20 protein-coding genes and 1 other annotated feature are annotated in these 22,352 nt (G+C 55.7%); all 20 genes read right to left on the reverse strand.

Annotation, left to right across the window (positions count from 1 at the left end; genetic code table 11):
- Nucleotides 1-416: 416 nt before the first annotated feature.
- Nucleotides 417-1,604, reverse strand: a complete 1,188-nt coding sequence (tuf, locus tag BMX91_RS09790) for an elongation factor Tu (protein WP_092053098.1) — start codon at nucleotides 1,602-1,604, stop codon at nucleotides 417-419.
- Between the two features lie 115 nt (nucleotides 1,605-1,719).
- On the reverse strand, nucleotides 1,720-3,798 hold the full coding sequence (gene fusA, locus BMX91_RS09795; RefSeq protein WP_092053103.1) for an elongation factor G: 2,079 nt from the start codon (nucleotides 3,796-3,798) through the stop codon (nucleotides 1,720-1,722).
- A 51-nt stretch (nucleotides 3,799-3,849) separates the two neighbouring features.
- Nucleotides 3,850-4,320, reverse strand: a complete 471-nt coding sequence (gene rpsG / locus BMX91_RS09800; protein ID WP_008298901.1) for a 30S ribosomal protein S7 — start codon at nucleotides 4,318-4,320, stop codon at nucleotides 3,850-3,852.
- Nucleotides 4,321-4,364: 44 nt separating this feature from the next.
- On the reverse strand, nucleotides 4,365-4,784 hold the full coding sequence (gene rpsL / locus BMX91_RS09805) for a 30S ribosomal protein S12 (RefSeq protein WP_008298903.1): 420 nt from the start codon (nucleotides 4,782-4,784) through the stop codon (nucleotides 4,365-4,367).
- A gap of 97 nt (nucleotides 4,785-4,881) precedes the next feature.
- Complete coding sequence (locus BMX91_RS09810) at nucleotides 4,882-5,163, reverse strand: ribosomal L7Ae/L30e/S12e/Gadd45 family protein (RefSeq protein ID WP_322787459.1); 282 nt, start codon at nucleotides 5,161-5,163, stop codon at nucleotides 4,882-4,884.
- Nucleotides 5,164-5,667: 504 nt separating this feature from the next.
- Entirely contained in the window at nucleotides 5,668-9,270 is a 3,603-nt protein-coding gene (gene rpoC, locus BMX91_RS09815) for a DNA-directed RNA polymerase subunit beta' (RefSeq protein ID WP_092053108.1), read from the reverse strand.
- 101 nt (nucleotides 9,271-9,371) lie between these two features.
- Nucleotides 9,372-12,920 (reverse strand): DNA-directed RNA polymerase subunit beta, encoded by a 3,549-nt coding sequence (gene rpoB, locus BMX91_RS09820; protein WP_092053111.1) that lies wholly within the window; start codon nucleotides 12,918-12,920, stop codon nucleotides 9,372-9,374.
- Between the two features lie 306 nt (nucleotides 12,921-13,226).
- On the reverse strand, nucleotides 13,227-13,829 hold the full coding sequence (locus BMX91_RS09825; protein WP_092053116.1) for a class I SAM-dependent methyltransferase: 603 nt from the start codon (nucleotides 13,827-13,829) through the stop codon (nucleotides 13,227-13,229).
- A 129-nt stretch (nucleotides 13,830-13,958) separates the two neighbouring features.
- Nucleotides 13,959-14,321, reverse strand: coding sequence for a 50S ribosomal protein L7/L12 (gene rplL / locus BMX91_RS09830; RefSeq protein ID WP_092053120.1), 363 nt, complete (start codon nucleotides 14,319-14,321; stop codon nucleotides 13,959-13,961).
- 73 nt (nucleotides 14,322-14,394) lie between these two features.
- Nucleotides 14,395-14,895 carry a 50S ribosomal protein L10 gene (gene rplJ / locus BMX91_RS09835; RefSeq protein WP_092053124.1) on the reverse strand — a complete coding sequence of 167 codons (501 nt, stop codon included), beginning with the start codon at nucleotides 14,893-14,895 and terminating at the stop codon, nucleotides 14,395-14,397.
- A gap of 36 nt (nucleotides 14,896-14,931) precedes the next feature.
- Nucleotides 14,932-15,078, reverse strand: a sequence feature (ribosomal protein L10 leader region).
- A 40-nt stretch (nucleotides 15,079-15,118) separates the two neighbouring features.
- On the reverse strand, nucleotides 15,119-15,820 hold the full coding sequence (rplA, locus tag BMX91_RS09840; RefSeq protein ID WP_092053129.1) for a 50S ribosomal protein L1: 702 nt from the start codon (nucleotides 15,818-15,820) through the stop codon (nucleotides 15,119-15,121).
- 116 nt (nucleotides 15,821-15,936) lie between these two features.
- Entirely contained in the window at nucleotides 15,937-16,362 is a 426-nt protein-coding gene (gene rplK / locus BMX91_RS09845; RefSeq protein WP_143020570.1) for a 50S ribosomal protein L11, read from the reverse strand.
- A gap of 166 nt (nucleotides 16,363-16,528) precedes the next feature.
- Nucleotides 16,529-17,062, reverse strand: coding sequence for a transcription termination/antitermination protein NusG (gene nusG / locus BMX91_RS09850; protein ID WP_092053139.1), 534 nt, complete (start codon nucleotides 17,060-17,062; stop codon nucleotides 16,529-16,531).
- Nucleotides 17,063-17,263: 201 nt separating this feature from the next.
- Nucleotides 17,264-17,449 carry a preprotein translocase subunit SecE gene (gene secE, locus BMX91_RS09855; protein WP_092053143.1) on the reverse strand — a complete coding sequence of 62 codons (186 nt, stop codon included), beginning with the start codon at nucleotides 17,447-17,449 and terminating at the stop codon, nucleotides 17,264-17,266.
- Between the two features lie 180 nt (nucleotides 17,450-17,629).
- Nucleotides 17,630-18,280 carry an RNA polymerase sporulation sigma factor SigH gene (gene sigH, locus BMX91_RS09860; protein WP_177168360.1) on the reverse strand — a complete coding sequence of 217 codons (651 nt, stop codon included), beginning with the start codon at nucleotides 18,278-18,280 and terminating at the stop codon, nucleotides 17,630-17,632.
- A gap of 73 nt (nucleotides 18,281-18,353) precedes the next feature.
- Nucleotides 18,354-18,863, reverse strand: a complete 510-nt coding sequence (locus BMX91_RS09865; protein ID WP_092053147.1) for an NYN domain-containing protein — start codon at nucleotides 18,861-18,863, stop codon at nucleotides 18,354-18,356.
- Nucleotides 18,863-19,618, reverse strand: a complete 756-nt coding sequence (gene rlmB, locus BMX91_RS09870) for a 23S rRNA (guanosine(2251)-2'-O)-methyltransferase RlmB (RefSeq protein ID WP_092053150.1) — start codon at nucleotides 19,616-19,618, stop codon at nucleotides 18,863-18,865. Before rlmB ends, BMX91_RS09865 begins: the two co-directional genes overlap by 1 nt.
- Nucleotides 19,615-20,034 (reverse strand): Mini-ribonuclease 3, encoded by a 420-nt coding sequence (locus BMX91_RS09875; protein ID WP_092053153.1) that lies wholly within the window; start codon nucleotides 20,032-20,034, stop codon nucleotides 19,615-19,617. The genes rlmB and BMX91_RS09875 overlap by 4 nt, the downstream gene beginning before the upstream one ends.
- Before the next feature lie 4 nt (nucleotides 20,035-20,038).
- Nucleotides 20,039-21,439, reverse strand: a complete 1,401-nt coding sequence (gene cysS, locus BMX91_RS09880; RefSeq protein WP_092053156.1) for a cysteine--tRNA ligase — start codon at nucleotides 21,437-21,439, stop codon at nucleotides 20,039-20,041.
- The gene (gene cysE / locus BMX91_RS09885; protein WP_349773646.1) at nucleotides 21,436-22,110 is read right to left on the reverse strand and encodes a serine O-acetyltransferase; all 675 of its coding nucleotides are present in this window, start codon (nucleotides 22,108-22,110) and stop codon (nucleotides 21,436-21,438) included. The genes cysS and cysE overlap by 4 nt, the downstream gene beginning before the upstream one ends.
- Nucleotides 22,111-22,352 lie beyond the last annotated feature (242 nt).

The following is a 22,352-nucleotide window of genomic DNA, read 5'->3' on the forward strand; positions in this document are numbered from 1 at the left end:
TAAAATGAATTGAACACATCATAACTCGGTTGAAATATTGCGTCAAGTCGCTTTTTCCAAGTTTTTGTGCAATTTAGAATTAGTTTCGGGGTGTAACCGTTTGCAAACGTTGATATATCGCATTCTGCATCTGCGGAAAAGTTTTTTTGAGTTTTTTTATGAAAAGGTTTCATGTCGAGAAGCAACATAGAATCAAGGGAGGTGGAGGGCCCGTACCGGCCGGGAGAATTGGCGTTAGCAGGCTGGTTGCTGGTAAAACCCAACAGCCTCTGCATGCCTGCATGAAATCAGGACATAAAAAAAAAAGACCTCCGCCCACGTCTGGGCGGAGATCCATGTCCACGTCTGGACATAGGAAGCGGAGCGGCTGATCAGGCCGTTCCATTTCCGTTTATTCGTTACAAGAGAGAAGCAGATTACTTCTGGATAGAAGCTACGACGCCTGCACCAACTGTGCGGCCGCCTTCACGGATCGAGAATTTAGTACCTTCTTCGATCGCGATTGGGGAGATGAGTTCTACTGTCATTTCAACGTTGTCGCCAGGCATAACCATTTCAACGCCTTCTGGAAGCGTGATGATGCCGGTTACGTCAGTTGTACGGAAGTAGAACTGCGGGCGGTAGTTGGAGAAGAATGGCGTGTGACGGCCACCTTCTTCTTTGGACAGAACGTAAACTTCAGATTTGAAGTTAGTGTGTGGAGTGATCGAGCCTGGCTTTGCAAGAACTTGGCCACGCTGGATGTCTTCACGTGCAACACCACGGAGAAGCGCACCGATGTTGTCGCCTGCTTCAGCATAGTCAAGGAGCTTACGGAACATTTCAACGCCTGTAACAGTTGTCGATTTAGCTTCTTCAGCAAGACCGATGATGTCAACAGTGTCGCCGACTTTAACTTGGCCACGTTCTACACGGCCAGTTGCAACTGTACCACGGCCTGTGATCGAGAATACGTCCTCGACAGGCATCATGAATGGCTTTTCAGTGTCGCGCTCAGGAGTTGGGATGTACTCGTCAACTGCATCCATGAGCTCAACGATTTTGTCTTCCCACTCTGCTTCGCCTTCGAGGGCTTTCAGAGCGGAACCTTTGATGACCGGAAGGTCGTCGCCAGGGAAGTCGTACTCGGAAAGGAGGTCACGGACTTCCATTTCAACGAGCTCGAGGAGTTCTTCGTCGTCTACCATGTCGCACTTGTTGAGGAATACGACGAGGTAAGGAACGCCTACCTGACGGGACAGGAGGATGTGCTCACGAGTTTGTGGCATTGGGCCGTCAGCTGCGGATACGACGAGGATTCCGCCGTCCATCTGTGCTGCACCAGTGATCATGTTCTTGACGTAGTCAGCGTGACCTGGGCAGTCGACGTGCGCGTAGTGACGCTTGTCTGTTTCGTATTCGATGTGGGAAGTGTTGATTGTGATCCCGCGCTCTTTTTCTTCAGGAGCGTTGTCAACGTCAGCATACGAACGTGCTTCACCGCCGCCTTTTTTAGCGAGAACTGTTGCGATTGCAGCAGTCAGTGTTGTTTTACCATGGTCAACGTGACCGATTGTACCGATGTTAGCATGCGTTTTGGAGCGGTCGAATTTTTCTTTACCCATTAGGAAAATCCTCCTTAAATGTAAGAGATAGTTGGTATGGTCCGCGGGGAAGCCATACTTCCCCACCTTCCATATCTTATACGTTAGTTATACTTGAAACAAAGGGGAATTTCAATTATTCACCTTTAACTTTTTTAACGATTTCTTCTCTTATGGACTTTGGAACTTCCTCGTAGTGATCGAACACCATCGAGAATGTACCGCGGCCCTGAGTGTTCGAGCGGAGCGATGTCGCATAGCCGAACATTTCGGAAAGTGGAACCATCGCGCGAACGACTTGAGCGTTACCGCGGGCTTCCATACCTTCTACGCGTCCGCGACGGGAAGTGATGTCGCCCATGATGTCGCCCATGTACTCTTCAGGGATGACGACTTCAACTTTCATCATCGGCTCAAGAAGTACAGCGTTGACCTTCGATACTGCGTTCTTGACTGCCATGGAAGCGGCGATCTTGAACGCCATTTCGCTGGAGTCAACATCGTGGTAAGAACCATCGAAGAGCTTGGCTTTGACGTCGATGACAGGGAATCCTGCTACGACACCGTTTTCGAGTGCGTCTTTAACGCCCGCTTCAACAGCAGGAACGTATTCACGCGGAACAACACCGCCGACGATGCCGTTCGTGAACTCGAAGCCGGCGCCTTCTTCGTTTGGCGAGAATTCGATCCAGACGTGGCCGAACTGACCGCGGCCGCCGGACTGGCGTACGAATTTACCTTCGACATTTGCAGTTTGGCGGAACGTCTCACGGTAGGATACCTGAGGCGCGCCGACGTTAGCTTCAACCTTGAACTCGCGCTTGAGGCGGTCAACGATGATGTCGAGGTGGAGTTCTCCCATACCCGCGATGATGACTTCACCAGTTTCCTGGTCAGTATGCGCGCGGAATGTAGGGTCTTCTTCCTGGAGCTTGCCGAGGGCAATCCCCATCTTGTCCTGGTCGCCTTTGGTCTTCGGCTCGATTGCAACCGAGATAACCGGCTCAGGGAATTCCATCGACTCAAGGATGACGAGTGCTTTCTCGTCGCAGAGCGTGTCGCCTGTGCCTGTGTCTTTCAGGCCGACGGCAGCGGCGATTTCACCTGCGTGCACTTCGGAGATCTCCTCACGGGAGTTCGCGTGCATCTGCAGGATACGGCCGACGCGCTCACGCTTGCCTTTTGTCGAGTTCTGAACATAAGAACCGGACTGAAGGACACCGGAGTAGACACGGAAGAATGTCAGCTTACCGACGAACGGGTCAGTCATGACCTTGAACGCGAGTGCCGAGAACGGCTCGCTGTCGTCTGCATGGCGTTCCATTGCTTCGCCTGTGTCAGGGTCTGTACCGTCGATTGCCGGGATGTCCAGCGGGGACGGGAGGTAGTCGACAACTGCGTCAAGGACGAGCTGGACACCTTTGTTTTTGAATGCCGTACCAAGGACAACCGGGTAGAATTCTACCGCGAGTGTCGCTTTACGGATGGCAGCTTTGATCTCTTCAACAGAGAGTTCTTCGCCGGCCAGGTATTTCTCCATGAGCTCTTCGTCGAATTCCGCGAGTGCTTCGATGAGCTTTTCGCGGTATTCGTCAGCCTGGTCTTTGTACTCGTCAGGGATTTCTGTTACTTCAGTATCCGTGCCGAGGTCGTTGCCGTACAGGATGGCACGCTGCTCGACGAGGTCGATGATGCCGCGGAATTCGTCTTCAGCACCAATTGGAAGCTGAATCGGATGCGCATTGGCTTCGAGGCGGTCGTGCAGCGTTTTGACTGCGTAGAGGAAGTCTGCGCCAGTCTTGTCCATCTTGTTGACGAATACGAGACGCGGAACGCCGTAAGTTGTTGCCTGGCGCCATACAGTCTCTGTCTGTGGCTCAACGCCGGATTGGGCGTCAAGCACTGTTACCGCACCATCGAGTACACGGAGGGAACGTTCAACTTCAACTGTGAAGTCGACGTGTCCTGGCGTGTCGATGATGTTTACGCGGTGGCCTTTCCATGCAGCAGTTGTCGCAGCGGAAGTGATTGTGATCCCGCGCTCCTGCTCCTGCTCCATCCAGTCCATCTGCGAAGCACCTTCGTGCGTTTCGCCGAGTTTGTGGATCTTACCTGTGTAATAAAGGATACGCTCAGTTGTCGTAGTCTTACCGGCATCAATGTGGGCCATGATCCCGATGTTACGAGTGTTCTCCAAGGAGAATTCTCTAGCCATAATGTGTTTCTCCTCCTGTTATGTCGGAATAGAGTGGACTTCGGCTTGAACTTACCAGCGGTAGTGAGCGAATGCTTTGTTCGCTTCCGCCATTTTGTGAAGGTCTTCACGACGCTTCACGGATGCACCAGTGTTGTTGGATGCATCGAGGATCTCGTTTGCCAGGCGCTCTTCCATCGTCTTCTCACCGCGCAGGCGGGAGTAGTTGACGAGGTAGCGGAGGCCGAGTGTTACACGGCGGTCCGGGCGAACTTCAACCGGTACCTGGTAGTTCGCGCCACCGACACGGCGGGCACGTACTTCAAGGACTGGCATGATGTTTTCGAGTGCTGCTTCGAATACTTCCAGAGGATCCTTACCGGAACGCTCACGGACGATTTCGAATGCGCCGTAGAGGGCTTTCTGGGCAGTACCCTTCTTGCCGTCTACCATGATTTTGTTTACAAGACGTGTCACGAGCTTCGAGTTATACAGCGGATCAGGCAACACGTCACGTTTTGCTACTGGACCTTTACGAGGCATGTGTGTTCCTCCTTTCAAACTTTACGACACCTTTGGCAGGTGTATTATTTTTTCTCTTTTGGCTTCTTCGCGCCGTATTGGGAACGGCTCTGCATACGGCCTTGAACGCCGGCTGTATCGAGGGCGCCGCGCACGATGTGGTAGCGGACACCCGGAAGGTCTTTAACACGGCCGCCGCGGATCAGGACAACGCTGTGCTCTTGCAGGTTGTGGCCTTCACCCGGGATATACGCGTTGACTTCGATCGTGTTCGTCAGGCGGACACGAGCGTATTTACGAAGCGCGGAGTTCGGCTTCTTAGGCGTCATTGTGCCGACACGTGTGCAGACACCGCGCTTTTGAGGCGAGTTCACATCTGTAAGAGATTTCTTGAAGCTGTTGTAACCTTTCCCGAGTGCCGGAGACTTCGACTTGGTCGCTTTCGACTTACGCGGGTTGCGGACCAGTTGGTTAATTGTAGGCATCGATAGGGTCCTCCCTTCAGTTCTTTTTAATACCACACATCCAGGTGGTTCATTTTAGGGGTAAAAACAAAGTCTTTGCGCAGCATGACGCAAAAACCTACTCAGTAATGGCGATGACCGATGCGCCGACATCGATTCCGTATGCCCGGCCGAGGTCTTTCCTCGTGCCTTCATAGCGTACAGGAATCCCGTTCTCTTCCGCAAGGGAAAGAACGTCGCCGATCAGCCGCCCGTCAGCATCCGAAGCGAGAATCACTTCCCGCACCCGGCCTTTCCGGAGCGCCTTTACTGCCTGCTTTATACCGATGATCGTCTGGTTCTGATTCGCTTGTCCATGAGATATGCCATTTCCTCCAAGGAACCAAAAGTCAACTCTCAACCTTGAACATATTATCATCCCTGCAACGGGATGTCAATAAAAAACATATCATTTCTTCCGGTGATGGTAAAGAGCGTCACGCTTTCGAAATAGCGCTTGAGATCCGGCTTTCTTTCGTAGGATTTCGATTGTCATTTCCGCATGCCCCTGCCCTATTCCCGTCCTCTTTAAATTAAGGCTCTGTTATAGAGTGTTGTTGCTTTCCGTTCCAGCACTCGCTTTCCGCGGGCATGGCCTTAGCCGATGCCAACACGCAGATTGGCATCTGCGTGCAAAAGCGTAGCGTTGCGCGGCATCCGGGGGCTTCGGCTCATGCTATTCCCGCAGGAGTCCCGTGCTTCCACTCCAAGCAACCGCTATTAATCATTCATGATTTCTCGCTCCCAACCCATGAATGAAATAAACCCTTTTCGTAACGGTTTCCGCTAGCCCGCGGGCATTGCCGGTTCCTTTGCCAAGAAAAAACCCCCGGGGGAGCCATGGGCTTCCCGGGGGTCATGCTGCTTATTCGGTTGCTGCGATTTCCTGCTCTTCTTCCATGCCTTCGTAGGCCATTTCGATCTGGCGGTAGCGCTGCATGCCGGTTCCGGCAGGCACGAGCTTCCCGATGATGACGTTCTCCTTGAGGCCAAGGAGTTCGTCCATCTTGCCTTTGATCGCGGCATCGGTGAGGACACGGGTCGTTTCCTGGAACGAAGCGGCCGAGAGGAAAGATTCCGTCTCAAGCGACGCCTTCGTGATCCCGAGGATGACCGGACGGCTTGTCGCCGGAGCACGGCCATCAAGGATGGCTTCGGAGTTGGCTTCCGTGAACTGGTGGATGTCGAGCAGCGTGCCCGGCAGAAGGTCGGTTTCGCCGGCTTCGATGACACGGACTTTGCGCATCATCTGACGGACCATGACCTCGACGTGCTTATCGCTGATCTCAACGCCCTGCATCCGATAGACCTTCTGGACTTCCTTCAGCAGGTATTCCTGTACGGTCTTGACGTCTTTGACGACGATGAGCTGCTTCGGATCGATGGACCCTTCAGTCAGCGCTTCGCCGCGCTTGACGGTGTCGTTCAGTTCAAAGCGGAGGCGTGCATTATACGGTGGCGTATACTTGCGCGTCTCGACTTCGCCGGTGACGGTGATTTCCTTCTGGCCTTCGCGGATCTCGTCGATCTCGGTGATGACACCATCGATCTCGGAAATGACCGCCTGGCCTTTCGGATTTCGCGATTCGAAGATTTCCTGGATACGCGGTAGACCCTGGGTGATGTCGTCTCCGGCAACACCGCCTGTGTGGAACGTACGCATCGTCAGCTGCGTGCCCGGCTCCCCGATCGACTGGGCAGCGATGATGCCGACTGCTTCGCCGACTTCAACCGCTTCGCCTGTCGCCAGGTTCATGCCGTAGCACTTCTTGCAGATACCATGCTTCGTGTTGCATGTGAACGCCGAGCGGATGGTAACCGTTTCGACGCCCGCATCCAAGATTGCACGCGCGATGTCTTCAGTGATGAGACCGTCGCGTTCGACGAGCACATCACCCGTCTCCGGATGGCGTACCGACTTTTTGGCGTGGCGGCCGACAATCCGCTCATCGAGTGTTTCGATGATCTCGGTGCCTTCGGTGAGCGCGCTCACTTCGAGGCCGCGGTCGGTGCCGCAGTCGTCTTCGCGGACGATGACATCCTGCGCGACATCAACAAGGCGGCGCGTCAGGTAACCGGAGTCGGCCGTCTTCAGTGCCGTATCGGCAAGACCCTTACGAGCACCGTGTGTCGAGATAAAGTACTCGAGGACGGTGAGGCCTTCCCGGAACGAAGACTTGATCGGGAGTTCGATGATGCGTCCGGCCGGGTTGGCCATGAGTCCGCGCATACCGGCAAGCTGAGTGAAGTTCGACGCGTTACCACGGGCACCGGAGTCGGACATCATGAAGATCGGGTTCGTGTTCTCGAGGGACTCCATCAGTTTGGACTGGATGGTGTCCTTTGCTGCCGACCAGTACGAAATGACGCGATCGTAGCGTTCCTCTTCGGTGATGAGACCTCGGCGGAACTGCTTGGTGACCTTGTCGACCTTGTCCTGTGCTTCCTGGAGGATATCCCCCTTGTTCGGAAGGACGACGATGTCGGAAATACCGATTGTGATACCGGCACGCGTCGAATATTTGAATCCGAGGTCCTTCATGCGGTCAAGCATCTTCGACGTTTCCGTGATATGGAATCGCTTGAAGATCTCAGCGATGATGTTCCCCAGGATTTTCTTTTTGAACGGCTGGACAAGCTCCGCTTCGCCGATCTTCGCCTTGACGTCATCGGTCGGGTCGATAAAGTACTTTTCAGGCGTTTCGGTCTGAAGGTTGTAGTTCGTCGGCTCGTTGATATACGGGAACGACTTTGGAAGGATCTCGTTGAAGATCACCTTGCCGACCGTCGTCATCAGGAGCTGGCGGTTCTGCTCTTCTGTGAATGTCGGGTTGTTCAGCGATGCCGCATGGATGGCGATCCGGCTGTGCAGATGCACGAAGCCGTTCTGGTAGGCCACCATCACTTCATTCGCATTGCTGAAGATCATTCCCTCTCCCGCAGCGCCCTTGCGCTCGAGTGTCAGGTAGTAGTTCCCGAGGACCATATCCTGGGAAGGCGTAACGACCGGCTTTCCGTCTTTCGGGTTCAGGATGTTCTGGGCCGCCAGCATAAGAAGACGGGCCTCAGCCTGGGCTTCAGCGGAAAGCGGCACGTGTACCGCCATCTGGTCACCGTCGAAGTCGGCGTTGTAAGCCGTACATACGAGCGGGTGGAGGCGGATCGCGCGGCCTTCTACGAGCGTCGGCTCGAATGCCTGGATACCGAGACGGTGAAGCGTCGGTGCGCGGTTAAGCAGGACCGGGTGTTCCTTGATGACTTCCTCAAGGACATCCCAGACGTCCGAGTGGAGACGCTCGATTTTGCGTTTCGCACTCTTGATGTTGTGGGCGAGGCCGCGTTCGACAAGCTCCTTCATGACGAAAGGCTTGAACAGCTCGATCGCCATTTCACGCGGCAGGCCGCACTGGTACATTTTCAGGTTCGGCCCGACAACGATAACGGAACGGCCGGAATAGTCGACCCGCTTCCCGAGAAGGTTCTGGCGGAAACGGCCCTGCTTACCCTTCAGCATATGCGAAAGGGACTTGAGCGGGCGGTTACCCGGTCCAGTCACCGGACGGCCGCGGCGGCCGTTGTCGATCAGGGCGTCGACGGCTTCCTGCAGCATCCGCTTCTCGTTCTGGACGATGATTCCCGGCGCGCCGAGATCAAGCAGCCGCTTGAGACGGTTGTTCCGGTTGATCACACGGCGGTACAGGTCGTTCAGGTCCGACGTCGCGAAGCGGCCTCCGTCAAGCTGGACCATTGGCCGAAGCTCAGGCGGGATGACCGGAAGCACTTCGAGGACCATCCATTCCGGACGGTTGCCCGAATGGCGGAACGACTCGACAACTTCAAGCCGCTTGATGGCACGTGTGCGGCGCTGGCCCTGTGCGGTCTTGAGCTCTTCCTTCAGCGCATCGGCCTCTTTGTCGAGGTCGATCTGCTTGAGAAGCTTTTCGATCGCTTCCGCGCCCATGAGCGCGGAGAACTTGCTGCCGTACTTTTCACGGTACGCGCGGTATTCGCGCTCGGACAGAAGCTGTTTGCGGTCGAGGCCGGTATCAGCAGGTTCGGTCACGACATAGGAAGCGAAGTAAATGACTTCCTCAAGCGAGCGCGGGGACATGTCCAAAAGAAGCCCCATCCGGCTCGGAATGCCTTTGAAGTACCAGATATGGGATACCGGAGCGGCAAGCTCGATATGGCCCATGCGTTCACGGCGGACTTTTGCGCGCGTCACTTCGACGCCGCAGCGGTCGCAGACAACGCCTTTGTAGCGGACGCGTTTATACTTGCCGCAGTGACACTCCCAGTCCTTCGTCGGTCCGAAGATCCGTTCGCAGAACAGGCCGTCTTTTTCCGGCTTCAGTGTCCGGTAGTTGATCGTTTCCGGCTTTTTGACTTCGCCGTAGGACCACGACCGGATTTTGTCCGGAGATGCGAGGCCGATTTTCATATACTCAAAATTATTAACATCTATCAAGGAGCCTACCTCCCTTTAGTCTCAATCTGAACAGGCTCACCGTTCATGGCAATGCAGCGTGCCGGGCGGCCTGGCCGCCCCGCTGCAACTTTATCCGCGTATTATTCGGCTCCGATTGTCTCCTGCTCGTTGGCCGGCAGGATGTTCAGTGCATCCGTCGGCTGCAGGTCTTCGTCTTCGTCGAGGTCGCGGAGCTCGATCTCCTCGTAATCCTCCGTCAGCATCTTGACATCGAGGCCAAGGGACTGGAGCTCCTTGATGAGGACCTTGAACGACTCAGGGAGGCCCGGCTGCGGGATGTTCTCCCCTTTGACGATCGCTTCATAGGTCTTCACGCGGCCGACGACGTCGTCGGATTTGACTGTCAGGATTTCCTGGAGCGTGTAGGCTGCGCCGTACGCTTCAAGCGCCCAAACTTCCATCTCCCCGAAACGCTGGCCGCCGAACTGCGCCTTACCGCCGAGCGGCTGCTGTGTGACGAGGGAGTACGGTCCGGTCGAACGGGCGTGGAGCTTATCGTCGACCATGTGGGCGAGCTTGATCATGTACATGACGCCGACCGACACCTTGTTGTCGAACGGCTCGCCGGAGCGGCCATCGTAAAGGGTGGTCTTACCCGAACGGTCCATGCCGGCTTCTTCCATGGTCTCCCAGACATCTTCTTCGTTCGCGCCGTCGAAGACCGGGCTTGCCATATGGAGGCCGAGCTGCCGCGCGGCCATGCCCAAGTGCAGCTCGAGAACCTGCCCGATGTTCATCCGGGAAGGTACGCCGAGCGGGTTAAGCATGATGTCGACCGGTGTGCCGTCCGGCATGAACGGCATGTCCTCTTCCGGCAGGATCCGGGAGATGACACCCTTGTTGCCGTGACGGCCGGCCATCTTATCGCCAACGGAGATCTTCCGCTTCTGGACGATGTAGACACGCACGAGCTGGTTGACACCCGGTGCAAGTTCATCGCCGTCTTCACGGTTGAACACCTTGACGTCGAGGACGATCCCGCCTGCGCCGTGAGGGACACGGAGCGAGGTGTCGCGGACTTCGCGCGCCTTTTCGCCGAAGATGGCGTGGAGGAGACGTTCTTCCGCAGTCAGCTCGGTGACGCCCTTCGGCGTGACCTTGCCGACGAGGATATCGCCGTCGCGGACTTCCGCGCCGACGCGGATGATGCCGCGCTCATCAAGGTTGCGGAGCGCGTCTTCACCGACGTTCGGAATGTCGCGGGTAATCTCTTCAGGTCCGAGTTTTGTATCTCGGGAGTCTGATTCGTATTCTTCGATGTGGATCGACGTATAGACATCGTCCTTCACCAGGCGCTCGCTCATGATGACCGCATCCTCATAGTTGAAGCCATCCCAAGTCATGAATGCGACGAGGACGTTTCGGCCGAGCGCAAGCTCGCCCACTTCCATTGACGGGCCGTCACCAAGGACGGTAAGCGGCTCGACACGGTCGCCTACGCTGACGATCGGGCGCTGGTTATAGCATGTCCCCTGGTTGGAGCGGACAAATTTCTCGAAACGGTAGATGTCCAGGTCGCCCTTGACTTCCTTGCCGTCCACCATCTCGATGCGGCGGACACGGACCTCTTTCGCCTCGACATGCTCCACGATACCGTGGTGCCTGGAGACGATCGCAGCACCCGAGTCGCGTGCCGAGACATATTCCATGCCTGTGCCGACAAACGGCGCTTCCGGGTTGAGGAGAGGAACGGCCTGACGCTGCATGTTCGCACCCATGAGGGCACGGTTGGAGTCATCGTTCTCAAGGAACGGGATACATGCGGTCGCCGCAGAGACAACCTGCTTCGGCGAAACGTCCATATAGTCGACCGTTTCGCGCTTAAACACGGAGTTGTCGCCACGGAAACGGCCGTAGATCTCTTCGTTCACGAAGCGGCCGTCCTCATCGAGGATCGCGTTTGCCTGGGCGACGATGTAGTTGTCTTCTTCATCGGCGGTCAGGTAGTCGATCCGGTCGGTAACGAGGCCGGTTTCCGGATCAACACGGCGGTAAGGTGTTTCAATGAAGCCGAACTTGTTCACTTTCGCATACGTCGAAAGGGAGTTGATGAGGCCGATGTTCGGGCCTTCCGGCGTCTCGATTGGACACATGCGGCCGTAGTGCGAGTAGTGGACGTCACGGACTTCCATGCCCGCGCGCTCACGCGTAAGCCCGCCCGGTCCGAGTGCGGAGAGACGGCGCTTGTGCGTAAGTTCTGCCAGCGGGTTCGTCTGGTCCATGAACTGGGACAGCTGGGAGCTTCCGAAGAATTCCTTGATCGATGCGATGACCGGGCGGATATTGATCAGCTGCTGAGGCACAATAGATTGTGTATCGTTGATCGACATCCGTTCGCGGACCACGCGCTCCATCCGGGAGAGGCCGATGCGGAACTGGTTCTGCAGCAGTTCCCCGACCGAGCGGAGGCGGCGGTTTCCGAGGTGGTCGATGTCATCAGTCGTACCGACCTGGTAGAGCAGGTTGAAGAAGTAGCTGATCGACGCGACGATATCCGCCGGTGTGACATGCTTTACTTCTTCTTCGATGTCGGCGTTGCCGATAATGTTGATGACTTTCTCATCTTCGCTGTTAGGGGCGTAGATTTTCACGGAAGAGATCGTGATCTCCTCATCAAGCACACCGCCGGTCGGTTCAACCGTTTCGTAGCCGGCACCGGATTCGAGGTAAGGAATGAGGCGATCGAGTTCCCTGCGGTCAAGGTAAGTCCCTTTTTCCGCAATGATTTCGCCTGTTTCCGGATCTGCGATGGTTTCGGCAAGCGTCTGGTTGAGGAGGCGGTTCTTGATGCTGAGTTTTTTGTTCATCTTGTAGCGGCCGACGTTGGCCAGGTCATACCGCTTCGGATCGAAGAAGCGGGTATAAAGAAGGTTCTTCGCGCTTTCGACCGTTGGCGGTTCGCCCGGGCGGAGGCGCTCGTAAATTTCCAGGAGTGCTTTTTCGGTGCTTTCGGTGCTGTCCTTCTCCAGAGTGTTCTGGAGATATTCGTTATCCCCGATCAGATCGATGATCTCCTGGTCGGAGCCGAAACCGAGCGCCCGTAGGAGGACCGTAACCGGCAATTTCCGGGTGCGGTCGATGCGGACGTGAACGACATCCTTCGCATCGGTCTCATATTCAAGCCACGCACCGCGGTTCGGAATCACAGTTGCCCCGAAGCCGCGCTTGCCGTTCTTGTCGATCTTGTCGTGGAAGTAAACGCTCGGCGAACGCACGAGCCGGGAGACGATGACGCGTTCCGCACCGTTGATGATGAACGTCCCGTTGTCCGTCATGAGCGGGAAATCACCCATGAAGACGTCCTGCTCCTTTACTTCCTCAGTTTCTTTATTATGGAGGCGGACCTTGACGCGGAGCGGTGCCGCGTACGTCGCATCGCGTTCTTTCGACTCACCGACGGAGTACTTCGGTTCGCCGAGGCTGTAGTCGACGAAATCGAGCGAAAGATTGCCCGTGAAGTCCTCGATTGGAGAAATGTCGCGGAACATATCCCGCAGCCCTTCCTCAAGGAACCATTCATAGGACTTCGTCTGGATCTCGATCAGATTCGGGAGCTCGAGCACCTCACTGATCCGCGCAAAACTCCTGCGCTGACGATGTTGACCGTACTGAACTAGTTGACCTGTCAACTGATTCACCCCTCAATTTAAAACGATAATGGGTCTTTGCGGATGCCGGCAAATTGATGTATGATATCCGAAAAGACAAAAAGAAAACGAGTCCGGTACAGAAGCTCATTTTCGGTTTCACCAGGCTTATTCCATTCCGGGCCAGTATTCCCAATTGAAGAGCCGGACTATACGGTGTGATTGTCCGGCCCCGGAAACCGCCAGGGCATCCGGAGGCACTTCAGTCAAAAGGGCACACGACCTCAATTTTATTTGTGCATTTTATTATACTATCATTGAATATTTGTCAAGTCAATGTTTGTCAAGTCATTTTTTGACCGACCGGAAAATCAGGTAGCCCTTGTTTTTCGCTTCGGCCGTGACGTTTCCGAACAGCTCCTGAAGCTTTTTCTCGGTGGATGCGGCACCCTGTTTTTTCTGAATGACGACCCAGAGCTCGCCGCCTTCGGCAAGAAGGCGGAAAGCATCTTCGTAGATCCTGAACACCGTCTCTTTGCCCGCGCGGATCGGCGGGTTCGTCAGAACGGCCGCAAATCCGCTCCCGCGCACGTCTGCCCCAGCGTCACTTTCATAAATCTCCGTATTGCCGGCGCCGTTCGCGCCGGCATTTTCTTGTGCAAGCGCAAGCGCCCGGCTGTTCACATCGACCATGTGTACGGTCCGGTCCGGCAGCAGCCTCGCTGCAGTGAGCCCGATCGGCCCGTAGCCGCAGCCGATGTCCAGGAGATCGCCCGGCATTCCAGGTTCCCTGAAAGTATCGACCAGGAGCCTGGAGCCGAAATCGACGCTTTCCTTGCTGAACACACCGGCATCCGTCTTGAATTGGAACGGAATGCCGCGCAATGTTGCTGACCACGTCTTTGGTGCGCTTCCGGTTCCGGGATTTTTCGAATAGTAATGATCCGCCATGCCCGTCGCCTCCGTTTATGTTGGTGGTGCCCGGCAAGGGCCGGGAGTCCTTCCTCCCTATCATACCCTTTGGACATGAATAAAAAAGCCCGTCGAGTTGAGACGGGCTTTTCATATAGGAAGCAAGAATTACTTGAGTTCGACGCCTGCGCCGACTTCTTCGAGCTTCGACTTCATTTCTTCTGCTTCTTCTTTCGCTACGCCTTCTTTGATAGCTTTAGGCGCTTCGTCTACGAGCGCTTTAGCTTCTTTCAGGCCAAGGCCAGTGATTTCGCGAACAACTTTGATGACTTTGATCTTCTGGTCGCCTGCGGAAGCAAGGACAACGTCGAAGTCAGTTTTTTCTTCTGCTGCAGGGCCTGCTGCGCCGCCTGCTACTGCAACAGGAGCTGCTGCTGTTACGCCGAATTCTTCTTCGATTGCTTTGACGAGGTCGTTCAGTTCGAGGACCGTCATTTCTTTGATCGCTTCAATGATTTGCTCTTTGCTCATTGATGTTTCCTCCTAAATGGATCGATTTTATTTTATGCGGCGATGCCGCGGTCCGTTGGCTCAGGATGCCGGATTAAGCGCCCTGTTCTTCCTTCTGGTCTGCAACTGCCTTCGAAGCGAGTGCGAAGTTGCGGATCGGCGCCTGGAGAACGCTGAGAACCATGGAGAGGAGACCTTCCCGGGATGGGAGTTCTGCCAGTGCCTTGACTTCTTCAAGCGTTGCCACGTTGCCTTCGATGACGCCTGCTTTGATCTCAAGCGCATCGTTTTCCTTTGCGAAGTTATTGATAACCCGCGCAGGAGCAACAACATCTTCGTTCGAGAACGCGATTGCGTTCGGGCCTGTCATGTACTCATTGAGTCCTTCGAGGCCTGCCGCTTCAGCAGCGCGGCGAGTCATCGTGTTCTTGTAAACCTTGAACTCGATGCCTTCTTCGCGAAGCTGCTTACGGAGCTCAGTCACTTGCGCCACGCTGAGGCCGCGGTAGTCCACGACGACAACGGATGCCGCTTCTTTCAGCTTGCCGCTGATTTCATCGACGAGCGCCTGTTTCTGTTCGAGAATTTTGCTCATGTCAACACCTCCTGTTAGAGTGGCTCATTTATACCGCATATCAATGGAAAAGCCCTGTATCCGCGTACGCAGACACAGGGCATTAAAGTCGGCTTCATTCGATCAAGCACGTCTTTGTCCTCGGCAGGGAAATTTTAAGCGGCATGCCGCCCCTGCTGTCTACGGTACAAACGATATTCACAACATCGGCAATCTTACCAGACCACCGAAACGTTGTCAATGATTATTTTGCGACAGTAACGTTAGCCGCATCAATTTTCACTGCAGGGCCCATTGTAGTCGTCACGTTGACGGACTTCATGTAAGTGCCTTTTGCAGCTGCAGGTTTTGCCTTCTGGATGGTTTCGAAGATCGTGTTGAAGTTCTCGATGAGCTTCTCGTTGTCGAACGAAACTTTTCCGATTGGCGCGTGGATGATGCCGGCTTTGTCAGCGCGGTATTCAACCTTACCAGCTTTGATGTCCTGGACAGCTTTTGTCACGTCGAACGTAACTGTGCCTGTCTTAGGGTTCGGCATGAGACCTTTTGGTCCGAGGACGCGGCCGAGTTTACCGACTTCACCCATCATGTCAGGAGTTGCAACGATTACGTCAAAGTCGAACCAGCCTTGCTGGATCTTAGTGACGAACTCAGCGTCGCCCGCGTAGTCTGCGCCTGCAGCTTCAGCTTCTTTGAGCTTTTCGCCTTTTGCGAAGACGAGAACGCGCTGTGTCTTGCCCGTTCCGTTAGGAAGGACGACTGCTCCACGGATCTGCTGGTCGTTTTTACGTGTGTCGATTCCGAGACGGAAAGCGACTTCGACTGTCGCGTCGAATTTCGTTGTGCTCGTTTCTTTAGCGAGCGCGATTGCTTCTTCTGCGCTGTAGAGTTGTTCGCGGTTTACTTTCTTAGCCGCTTCTACAAGCTTCTTGCCTTTTTTAGCCATGTTTGTTTCCTCCTTGATTGTGGTTATAGCGGATTAACCCTCCCACGAAAAAGGATTGCGGCGTTCGCGTGGAACGGGCGCAACCCTCTGTAACAGAACAACATCAAGTGAAAGAATCAGTCTTCGATCGTGATGCCCATGCTGCGGGCAGTGCCTTCGACCATCTGCATCGCTGCTTCGACCGAAGCGGCGTTGAGGTCTGGCATTTTTGTTTCCGCGATTTCGCGGACTTTGTCACGCTTGACGACAGCGACCTTGTTTTTGTTCGGTTCGCCGGACGCCTTATCGATGCCTGCTGCTTTCTTCAGAAGAACGGCAGCCGGCGGAGTTTTTGTAATGAATGTGAACGAGCGGTCTTCAAAAACAGTGATCTCAACCGGAATGATGAGACCTGCCTGGTCAGATGTCCGTGCGTTGAATTCCTTACAGAAGCCCATGATGTTCACACCTGCCTGACCGAGTGCCGGTCCGACCGGTGGTGCCGGGTTTGCTTTACCTGCAGGGATTTGCAGTTTGACGATTTTGCTTACTTTTTTAGCCACGAGACGCACCTCCTTAAAGTCCGTGATGTGGTAATAGGGTTGCCCCTCCCACTCGATATGTGTCTGCCGGCGATGCCGGTAGAATACGGTTGATCCGCGGCAGGCCTATTTTCGGCCTGACCTATGGAATGATACCACCAAAAGTGCCCGCTTGCAAGCGGGAATGTCAAATTTTCCTGATCTGGACGAAATCGAGTTCCATCTTTGTTTCGCGCCCGAACATCTCGACCGCGACCTTGACCTTGCCCTTGGACGGATCGACTTCCTCGACTGTGCCCTGGAAATTCGCGAATGGCCCTTCCAGCACTTCGACGAGTTCGCCCGCTTCGATGTCCATCTCGAACTTCGCTTCCTTCATGCCCATCTGGCGGAGGATGAAGTCCACCTCATCCGGCATGAGCGGCGTCGGTTTCGCACCGCCGCCGGACGAGCCGATAAATCCGGTTACGCCCGGCGTATTGCGGACGACATACCAGGAATCGTCCGTCATGATCATTTCGACAAGGACGTATCCGGGGAATGTCTTGCGCATGACGGTCTTTTTCTTGCCGTCCTTCAGCTCTGTTTCCTGTTCTTCCGGGACGATGACACGGAAGATCTTATCGAGCATCCCCATCGTTTCGACCCGTTTTTCCAGGTTAGCCTTCACCTTGTTCTCATATCCGGAATAGGTGTGTACCACGTACCAATTTTTCTCCATTCGATCGGACTGGCCGTCCGTCCCTCCCTTTCACTTGCATATAACGGCTGAGCACCGGGGCGGCGGCCCGGACGCGGCTCTATACTGGAGTGTACCCGCATCCGCCGGCCGGAACCCGTTTCCCGGAAACTTCAGCAAAATGAAAAAGCCCGTATGGTCCTCAGACGGGCTATTTGTGGCCATGTATTCAGACAGCCTGAGTCAGATGCTCAGGAACCAGCGGAACAGTTCCGAGATGCCAAGATCGATGACCACGAAGTACAAAGCCATGAAGACGACTGTCGAAAGGACGACAACCGTATACTTTGTCAGTTCTTTGCGCTTCGGCCAGCTTACTTTCCGCATCTCGGAGACGACGCCGCTGAAAAACTCACGAATCTTACCCATTTTATCGTTAAACCTCCGGATTATAGAATCTGTGTCGAGTGAAGCAGAATCACCGGAAGTTCCGGCGTCGCATTACGATTATCCGCCGGCCGGCGAGTGCCGGCCTGGCTGCCGATCCGCGGACCGGTCCGTTTACAGCCTACCACCTGCCTGTCACGCTGTCAACGCGCCCCGGAATGCCTACCGGCGCGCTCCCGCAGCAAGGTGCTGCTCAAGTTTCCGCTTGATCCGCTGCAGGGCATTGTCGATCGACTTCACCTGCCGGTCCAGCTTGTCGGAAATCTCCTGATAGCTGCGGCCTTCCAGATAAAGGGCGAGCACCTGCCGCTCAAGCGTGCTCAGGACATTGTTGACCTCCTCCTCCAGCCGGTGGAAATCCTCCCGGTGGACCATGAGATCTGCCGGATCGTCCAGCTCAGGTCCCGTCAGCATGTCGAGCAGTGTCCGCTCGGACTCGTCCTCATAGACAGGCTTGTCGAGTGAGACCGACGAATTCAGCGGGATGTGCTTCTGGCGCGTTGCAGTCTTGATCGCCGTGATGATCTGCCGCGTGATGCAAAGCTCCGCGAACGCCCGGAAAGAACTGAGCTTGTCCGCCCGGAAATCCCGGATCGCCTTGTACAGGCCGATCATTCCCTCTTGTATGATATCTTCCCGATCCGCGCCGACCAGGAAGTATGAGCGCGCTTTCATCCGGACGAAATAATGATACTTCCGGATCAGGTAATCGAGCGCATCCGATCTTCCGGCATGCACCAGCTCGATCAGTGACTCATCGCTGTGGTTTTCGAACGTTTCCCCCAAAACCTCTTTCCGGCTGTCAATCATCATTCCGATCACCTCCGGTCCCCCTCGAGTGTTTTAAAGACAAGTCTACAGGAAGGAAAATATTGTCGTCAACCGTTCATTTGTGTCCCCGACGCCATTTTTCGAAAATTTCAGCCACTTCGTCACTGAGCGGGATTTTGGAGAATGGACGGTTATCACGGATTTCCCGGACCCGCTTTGAAATGCCATCCCGGACATCGCCCATCTCCAGCCGGAGCTCCCTTGCGGACTTGCGGAGGGCGCCCTGGGCGAAAATGATGCGCTGCTCAGTATAGTCTGATGTCGCGACGTGCACCTGGGTGCGCCGGCTGCCGAGTTCGGAGGCAAGTCGCTCAATGCGTTCATCGGCCGTCTCGTTCTCCCTTGTAAAGACGACCTCGACGTCCCTGCGCCGTTCAGGTTTCGGGATGCCCGGCACATACTGAGCATCGAAGACGACAATCACCCGCCAGCCCGTATATGCCCGGTATTCCGCCATCATTTCGACAAGCAGATCGCGGGCATCTTCAAGCCGGGCATCCCGGAGATTTTTCAGCTCCGGCCAGGCGCCGATGATATTGTAGCCGTCGACGATCAGGACATCCATCACTGACCGCCTTCCGTCTCGCGTTTTCGGAACACCTCGTACATGAGGAGCGCCGCCGCGACGGAGGCGTTGAGGGAGTTGACATGCCCGACCATCGGCAAGCTGTACAGGAAGTCGCACTTGTCCCGCAGCAGCCGGCTCATACCGCGGCCCTCGCTGCCGATGATGACGGCGAGCGGCAGGCCCGCGTCCATATTGCGATAGTCGACACTGCCTTTGGCATCGGTGCCGGCAATCCAGACACCGCGGCCCTTCAGATCATCCACGGTACGCGCCATGTTGCCGACCCGCACAACCGGAACGTGTTCGATCGCTCCGGTGGATGCCTTGGCGACCACACCCGTCAGGCCGACGGAGCGCCGCTTCGGGATGATGATCCCGTGTACGCCCGACGCATCCGCCGTACGGAGGATCGAGCCCAGATTATGCGGATCCTCCAGCTCGTCCAGGATCAGGAAAAACGGGTCTTGCCCGCGTTCTTCCGCACGCCGGAACAGGTCGTCCAGCTCCGCATAGTCGTATGCCGCGACGGATGCCGCAATTCCCTGATGGGTCAGATCGGTCAGCAGGTCCAGCTTTTTCTTGGGTACCTGTTGGACGATCACGCCGGATTCTTTGGCGAGCGCGCGAATGTCCGAGGCGGATGCTTTCTGCATGCCTTCTGCAATCCAGATCTTATTCAGCTGGCGCCCCGAACGCAAAGCTTCAAGCACGGGGTTGCGTCCCGCAATGATTTCTTCTTCCCGGTTCGTCACCGTACTTCCCCTCCTTCCGATTCGGCAAAGCCGATCGCGTACCGGACCACTTCGTCCAGCCGCTCTTTCCTGCCGAGCAGGTACAGATATCCGACAAGTGCTTCGAATGCCGTGCTGTAGTTGTACGTCTGTATATCCGTGTTTTTCGGGGCATGTCCCGATTTGGCGTTCCGTCCCCGGCGGACGACGGCGGCTTCCCCTTCGTCAAGAAAGCCTTTTTCCTCCATGGAGAGGACGATCGCCGCCTGGGACTTGGCTGATACATATCCGGTCGCCAGCCGGTGGAGTGTGTTGGGCTTCGCCCGTCCGGAGCGGATGAGGTGTTCGCGAACCGCCACTTCGTAGATTGCGTCGCCCATGTAGGCGAGCGCCAGCCCGTTCAGCTGGCGGATGTCGCCGTCACTGATTCCTGCCATCCGATCAGCCCCTCTTCCAGCGGACGCCCTGCCGGGTATCCTCGAGGACGATGCCCTGGCTCAGCAGATGATCCCTGATTTCGTCGGCGCGCTTGAAGTCACGGCTTTTCCTTGCCTCTTCGCGCTCCGCGATCAGTGCATCGACCTCTTCGCCAGGCAGTTCTTCCGCCGCCTCCAGAGTGATCCCGAGTACGCCTGCAAGCTTGCTGAACGTGCCGATGAACGCCTGCAGCACGTCTTTCTGGGTGTTTTTTTCATTCAGGTAAGTATTCGAAAGTCGAGCCAGGTCGAACAGTGCCGCAATCGCATTGGCGGTGTTGAAGTCATCATCCATCGCGTCTTCAAACGACTTCTGTACCTCCTTGATCTTATGGAGCCATATGTCCCCCTGGTCACCGTTGTCCGCCGTCTGCTCAAGGCGGAACATGAGGTTGCGGTACGCCGTACGAAGCCGCTCAAGGGCATTTTCCGCATCCGTAATCACTTCAGAAGAGAAGTTGATCGGGTTCCGGTAGTGGACCGTCAGCATAAAGTAGCGCAGCACCTGCGGGTCGATTTTCTGGCGGATATCGTGGACGGTAATGAAGTTCCCCAGGGATTTCGACATTTTCTCGTTGTCGATGTTGACGTAGCCGTTATGCATCCAGTAATTCGCGAATGTCTTGTCGTTGTGCGCCTCGCTCTGGGCGATTTCATTTTCATGGTGCGGGAACGTCAGGTCCTGGCCGCCCGCGTGGATGTCGATCGTGTCGCCGAGCACTTCGCGCGCCATAACCGAGCACTCGATGTGCCAGCCCGGACGGCCTGCACCCCAGGGGCTTTCCCAAGAGATTTCGCCGGGCTTCACACCCTTCCAGAGGGCGAAGTCGAGTGCGTCTTCCTTTTTCTCGCCGGGCTGGATGCGCGCACCGACCTTAAGCTCATCGATCGACTGCTGGGAAAGCTTGCCGTAGCCGCCGAATTTGCGTGTCCGGTAGTAGACGTCGCCGCCTGACTCGTAAGCGTAGCCCTTGTCGACCAGCACACCGATAAAATCGATGATGTCCCGGATATGGTCCGTAACGCGCGGGTGGTCATCCGCATGGCGGCATCCGAGCGCCTCTATGTCTGCGAAATACGCAGCAATGAACCGCTCCGTCAGTTCGCCGACTTCTTCACCGATCTCGTTTGCCGCTTTGATGATCTTGTCATCGACGTCTGTGAAGTTCGAAACGAAATGGACGTCATAGCCTTTATACTCCAGGTAATTGCGGACCGTGTCATAAACGATGACCGGGCGCGCATTGCCGATGTGGATGTAGTTGTAGACGGTCGGGCCGCAAACATACATCTTCACTTTCCCCTCTTCGATCGGGACAAACGGTTCTTTCTTTCTGCTGAGTGTATTGAACATCTGGATGGTCATCGTCTTGCCTCCTTCAGCTGCTCCTGTAGCTTTTCCAATTCATTGTTGAGCCGGGCGATTTTCTCTTCCAGCATATCGCATTTGTCTGCAACCGGATCCGGGATGTCCTGGTGGTCCAGTTTTTTCGTCACTTTAACACCATTCTGGACAACGACAGTCCCCGGAATCCCGACGACTGTGGAATTCGGCGGCACGTCTTTGAGCACGACGGATCCTGCGCCGACTTTGACATTGTCGCCGAGCGTGATCGAACCAAGCACTTTCGCGCCTGATGCCACGAGCACATTATTGCCGAGTGTCGGGTGGCGCTTGCCTTTTTCCTTGCCGGTCCCGCCGAGCGTGACGCCCTGATAGAGCGTGACGTCATTGCCGATCACACAAGTTTCTCCGATGACGACACCGGAACCGTGGTCGATAAAGAACCGGCGTCCGATAACAGCGCCCGGGTGGATCTCGATCCCGGTCAGGAACCGGACAAACTGGGACACGAACCGGGCAAGGAAGCGCATGCCCCTTTTGTGGAAAGCATGGGCGACCCGGTAGCCCCAGAGCGCGTGAAGCCCTGAATAAGTCAGCACAATCTCGAAGGAACTCCTTGCTGCGGGGTCCTGGTCGAAAATTGTCGCAATATCTTCTTTCATCCTCTTGAACATGGTTGAGCATTCCTCCAAAATCCGAAAACTAAGGCGGGCGGGAGCTATCCGGCGGCACGCGGCCAAAACAAAAAGCGCCCCTGTCAGTTGACAGAGACGCCGGTATGCGCGGTTCCACTCTGGTTTGGGAGGAACAAAAAGCGCTCCTCCCCCCTCGGTGCCCGTAACGTGGGCAAAGCGGCCGGCCTACTTGTTTCGGCTCGGCGCTCCGAGGTGCATTTCCGCGCGCAGCGGCCCGGGCCGCTTTCAGCCGGCGGCGG

Source organism: Bhargavaea ginsengi (assembly GCF_900109165.1).
Classification (GTDB): Bacteria; Bacillota; Bacilli; order Bacillales_A; family Planococcaceae; genus Bhargavaea; species Bhargavaea ginsengi.

Excerpts from the sequence above, each read along its gene's own strand:
- tuf (WP_092053098.1), bottom strand. The coding sequence starts at position 1,604 with ATGGGTAAAGAAAAATTCGACCGCTCCAAAACGCATGCTAACATCGGT.
- fusA (WP_092053103.1), bottom strand. The coding sequence starts at position 3,798 with ATGGCTAGAGAATTCTCCTTGGAGAACACTCGTAACATCGGGATCATG.
- rpsG (WP_008298901.1), bottom strand. The coding sequence starts at position 4,320 with ATGCCTCGTAAAGGTCCAGTAGCAAAACGTGACGTGTTGCCTGATCCG.
- rpsL (WP_008298903.1), bottom strand. The coding sequence starts at position 4,784 with ATGCCTACAATTAACCAACTGGTCCGCAACCCGCGTAAGTCGAAAGCG.
- BMX91_RS09825 (WP_092053116.1), bottom strand. The coding sequence starts at position 13,829 with ATGGCGGATCATTACTATTCGAAAAATCCCGGAACCGGAAGCGCACCA.
- rplL (WP_092053120.1), bottom strand. The coding sequence starts at position 14,321 with ATGAGCAAAGAGCAAATCATTGAAGCGATCAAAGAAATGACGGTCCTC.
- rplJ (WP_092053124.1), bottom strand. The coding sequence starts at position 14,895 with ATGAGCAAAATTCTCGAACAGAAACAGGCGCTCGTCGATGAAATCAGC.
- rplA (WP_092053129.1), bottom strand. The coding sequence starts at position 15,820 with ATGGCTAAAAAAGGCAAGAAGCTTGTAGAAGCGGCTAAGAAAGTAAAC.
- nusG (WP_092053139.1), bottom strand. The coding sequence starts at position 17,062 with ATGGAGAAAAATTGGTACGTGGTACACACCTATTCCGGATATGAGAAC.
- secE (WP_092053143.1), bottom strand. The coding sequence starts at position 17,449 with ATGGGTAAGATTCGTGAGTTTTTCAGCGGCGTCGTCTCCGAGATGCGG.
- sigH (WP_177168360.1), bottom strand. The coding sequence starts at position 18,280 with ATGATGATTGACAGCCGGAAAGAGGTTTTGGGGGAAACGTTCGAAAAC.
- BMX91_RS09865 (WP_092053147.1), bottom strand. The coding sequence starts at position 18,863 with ATGGATGTCCTGATCGTCGACGGCTACAATATCATCGGCGCCTGGCCG.
- BMX91_RS09875 (WP_092053153.1), bottom strand. The coding sequence starts at position 20,034 with ATGGCAGGAATCAGTGACGGCGACATCCGCCAGCTGAACGGGCTGGCG.
- cysS (WP_092053156.1), bottom strand. The coding sequence starts at position 21,439 with ATGACCATCCAGATGTTCAATACACTCAGCAGAAAGAAAGAACCGTTT.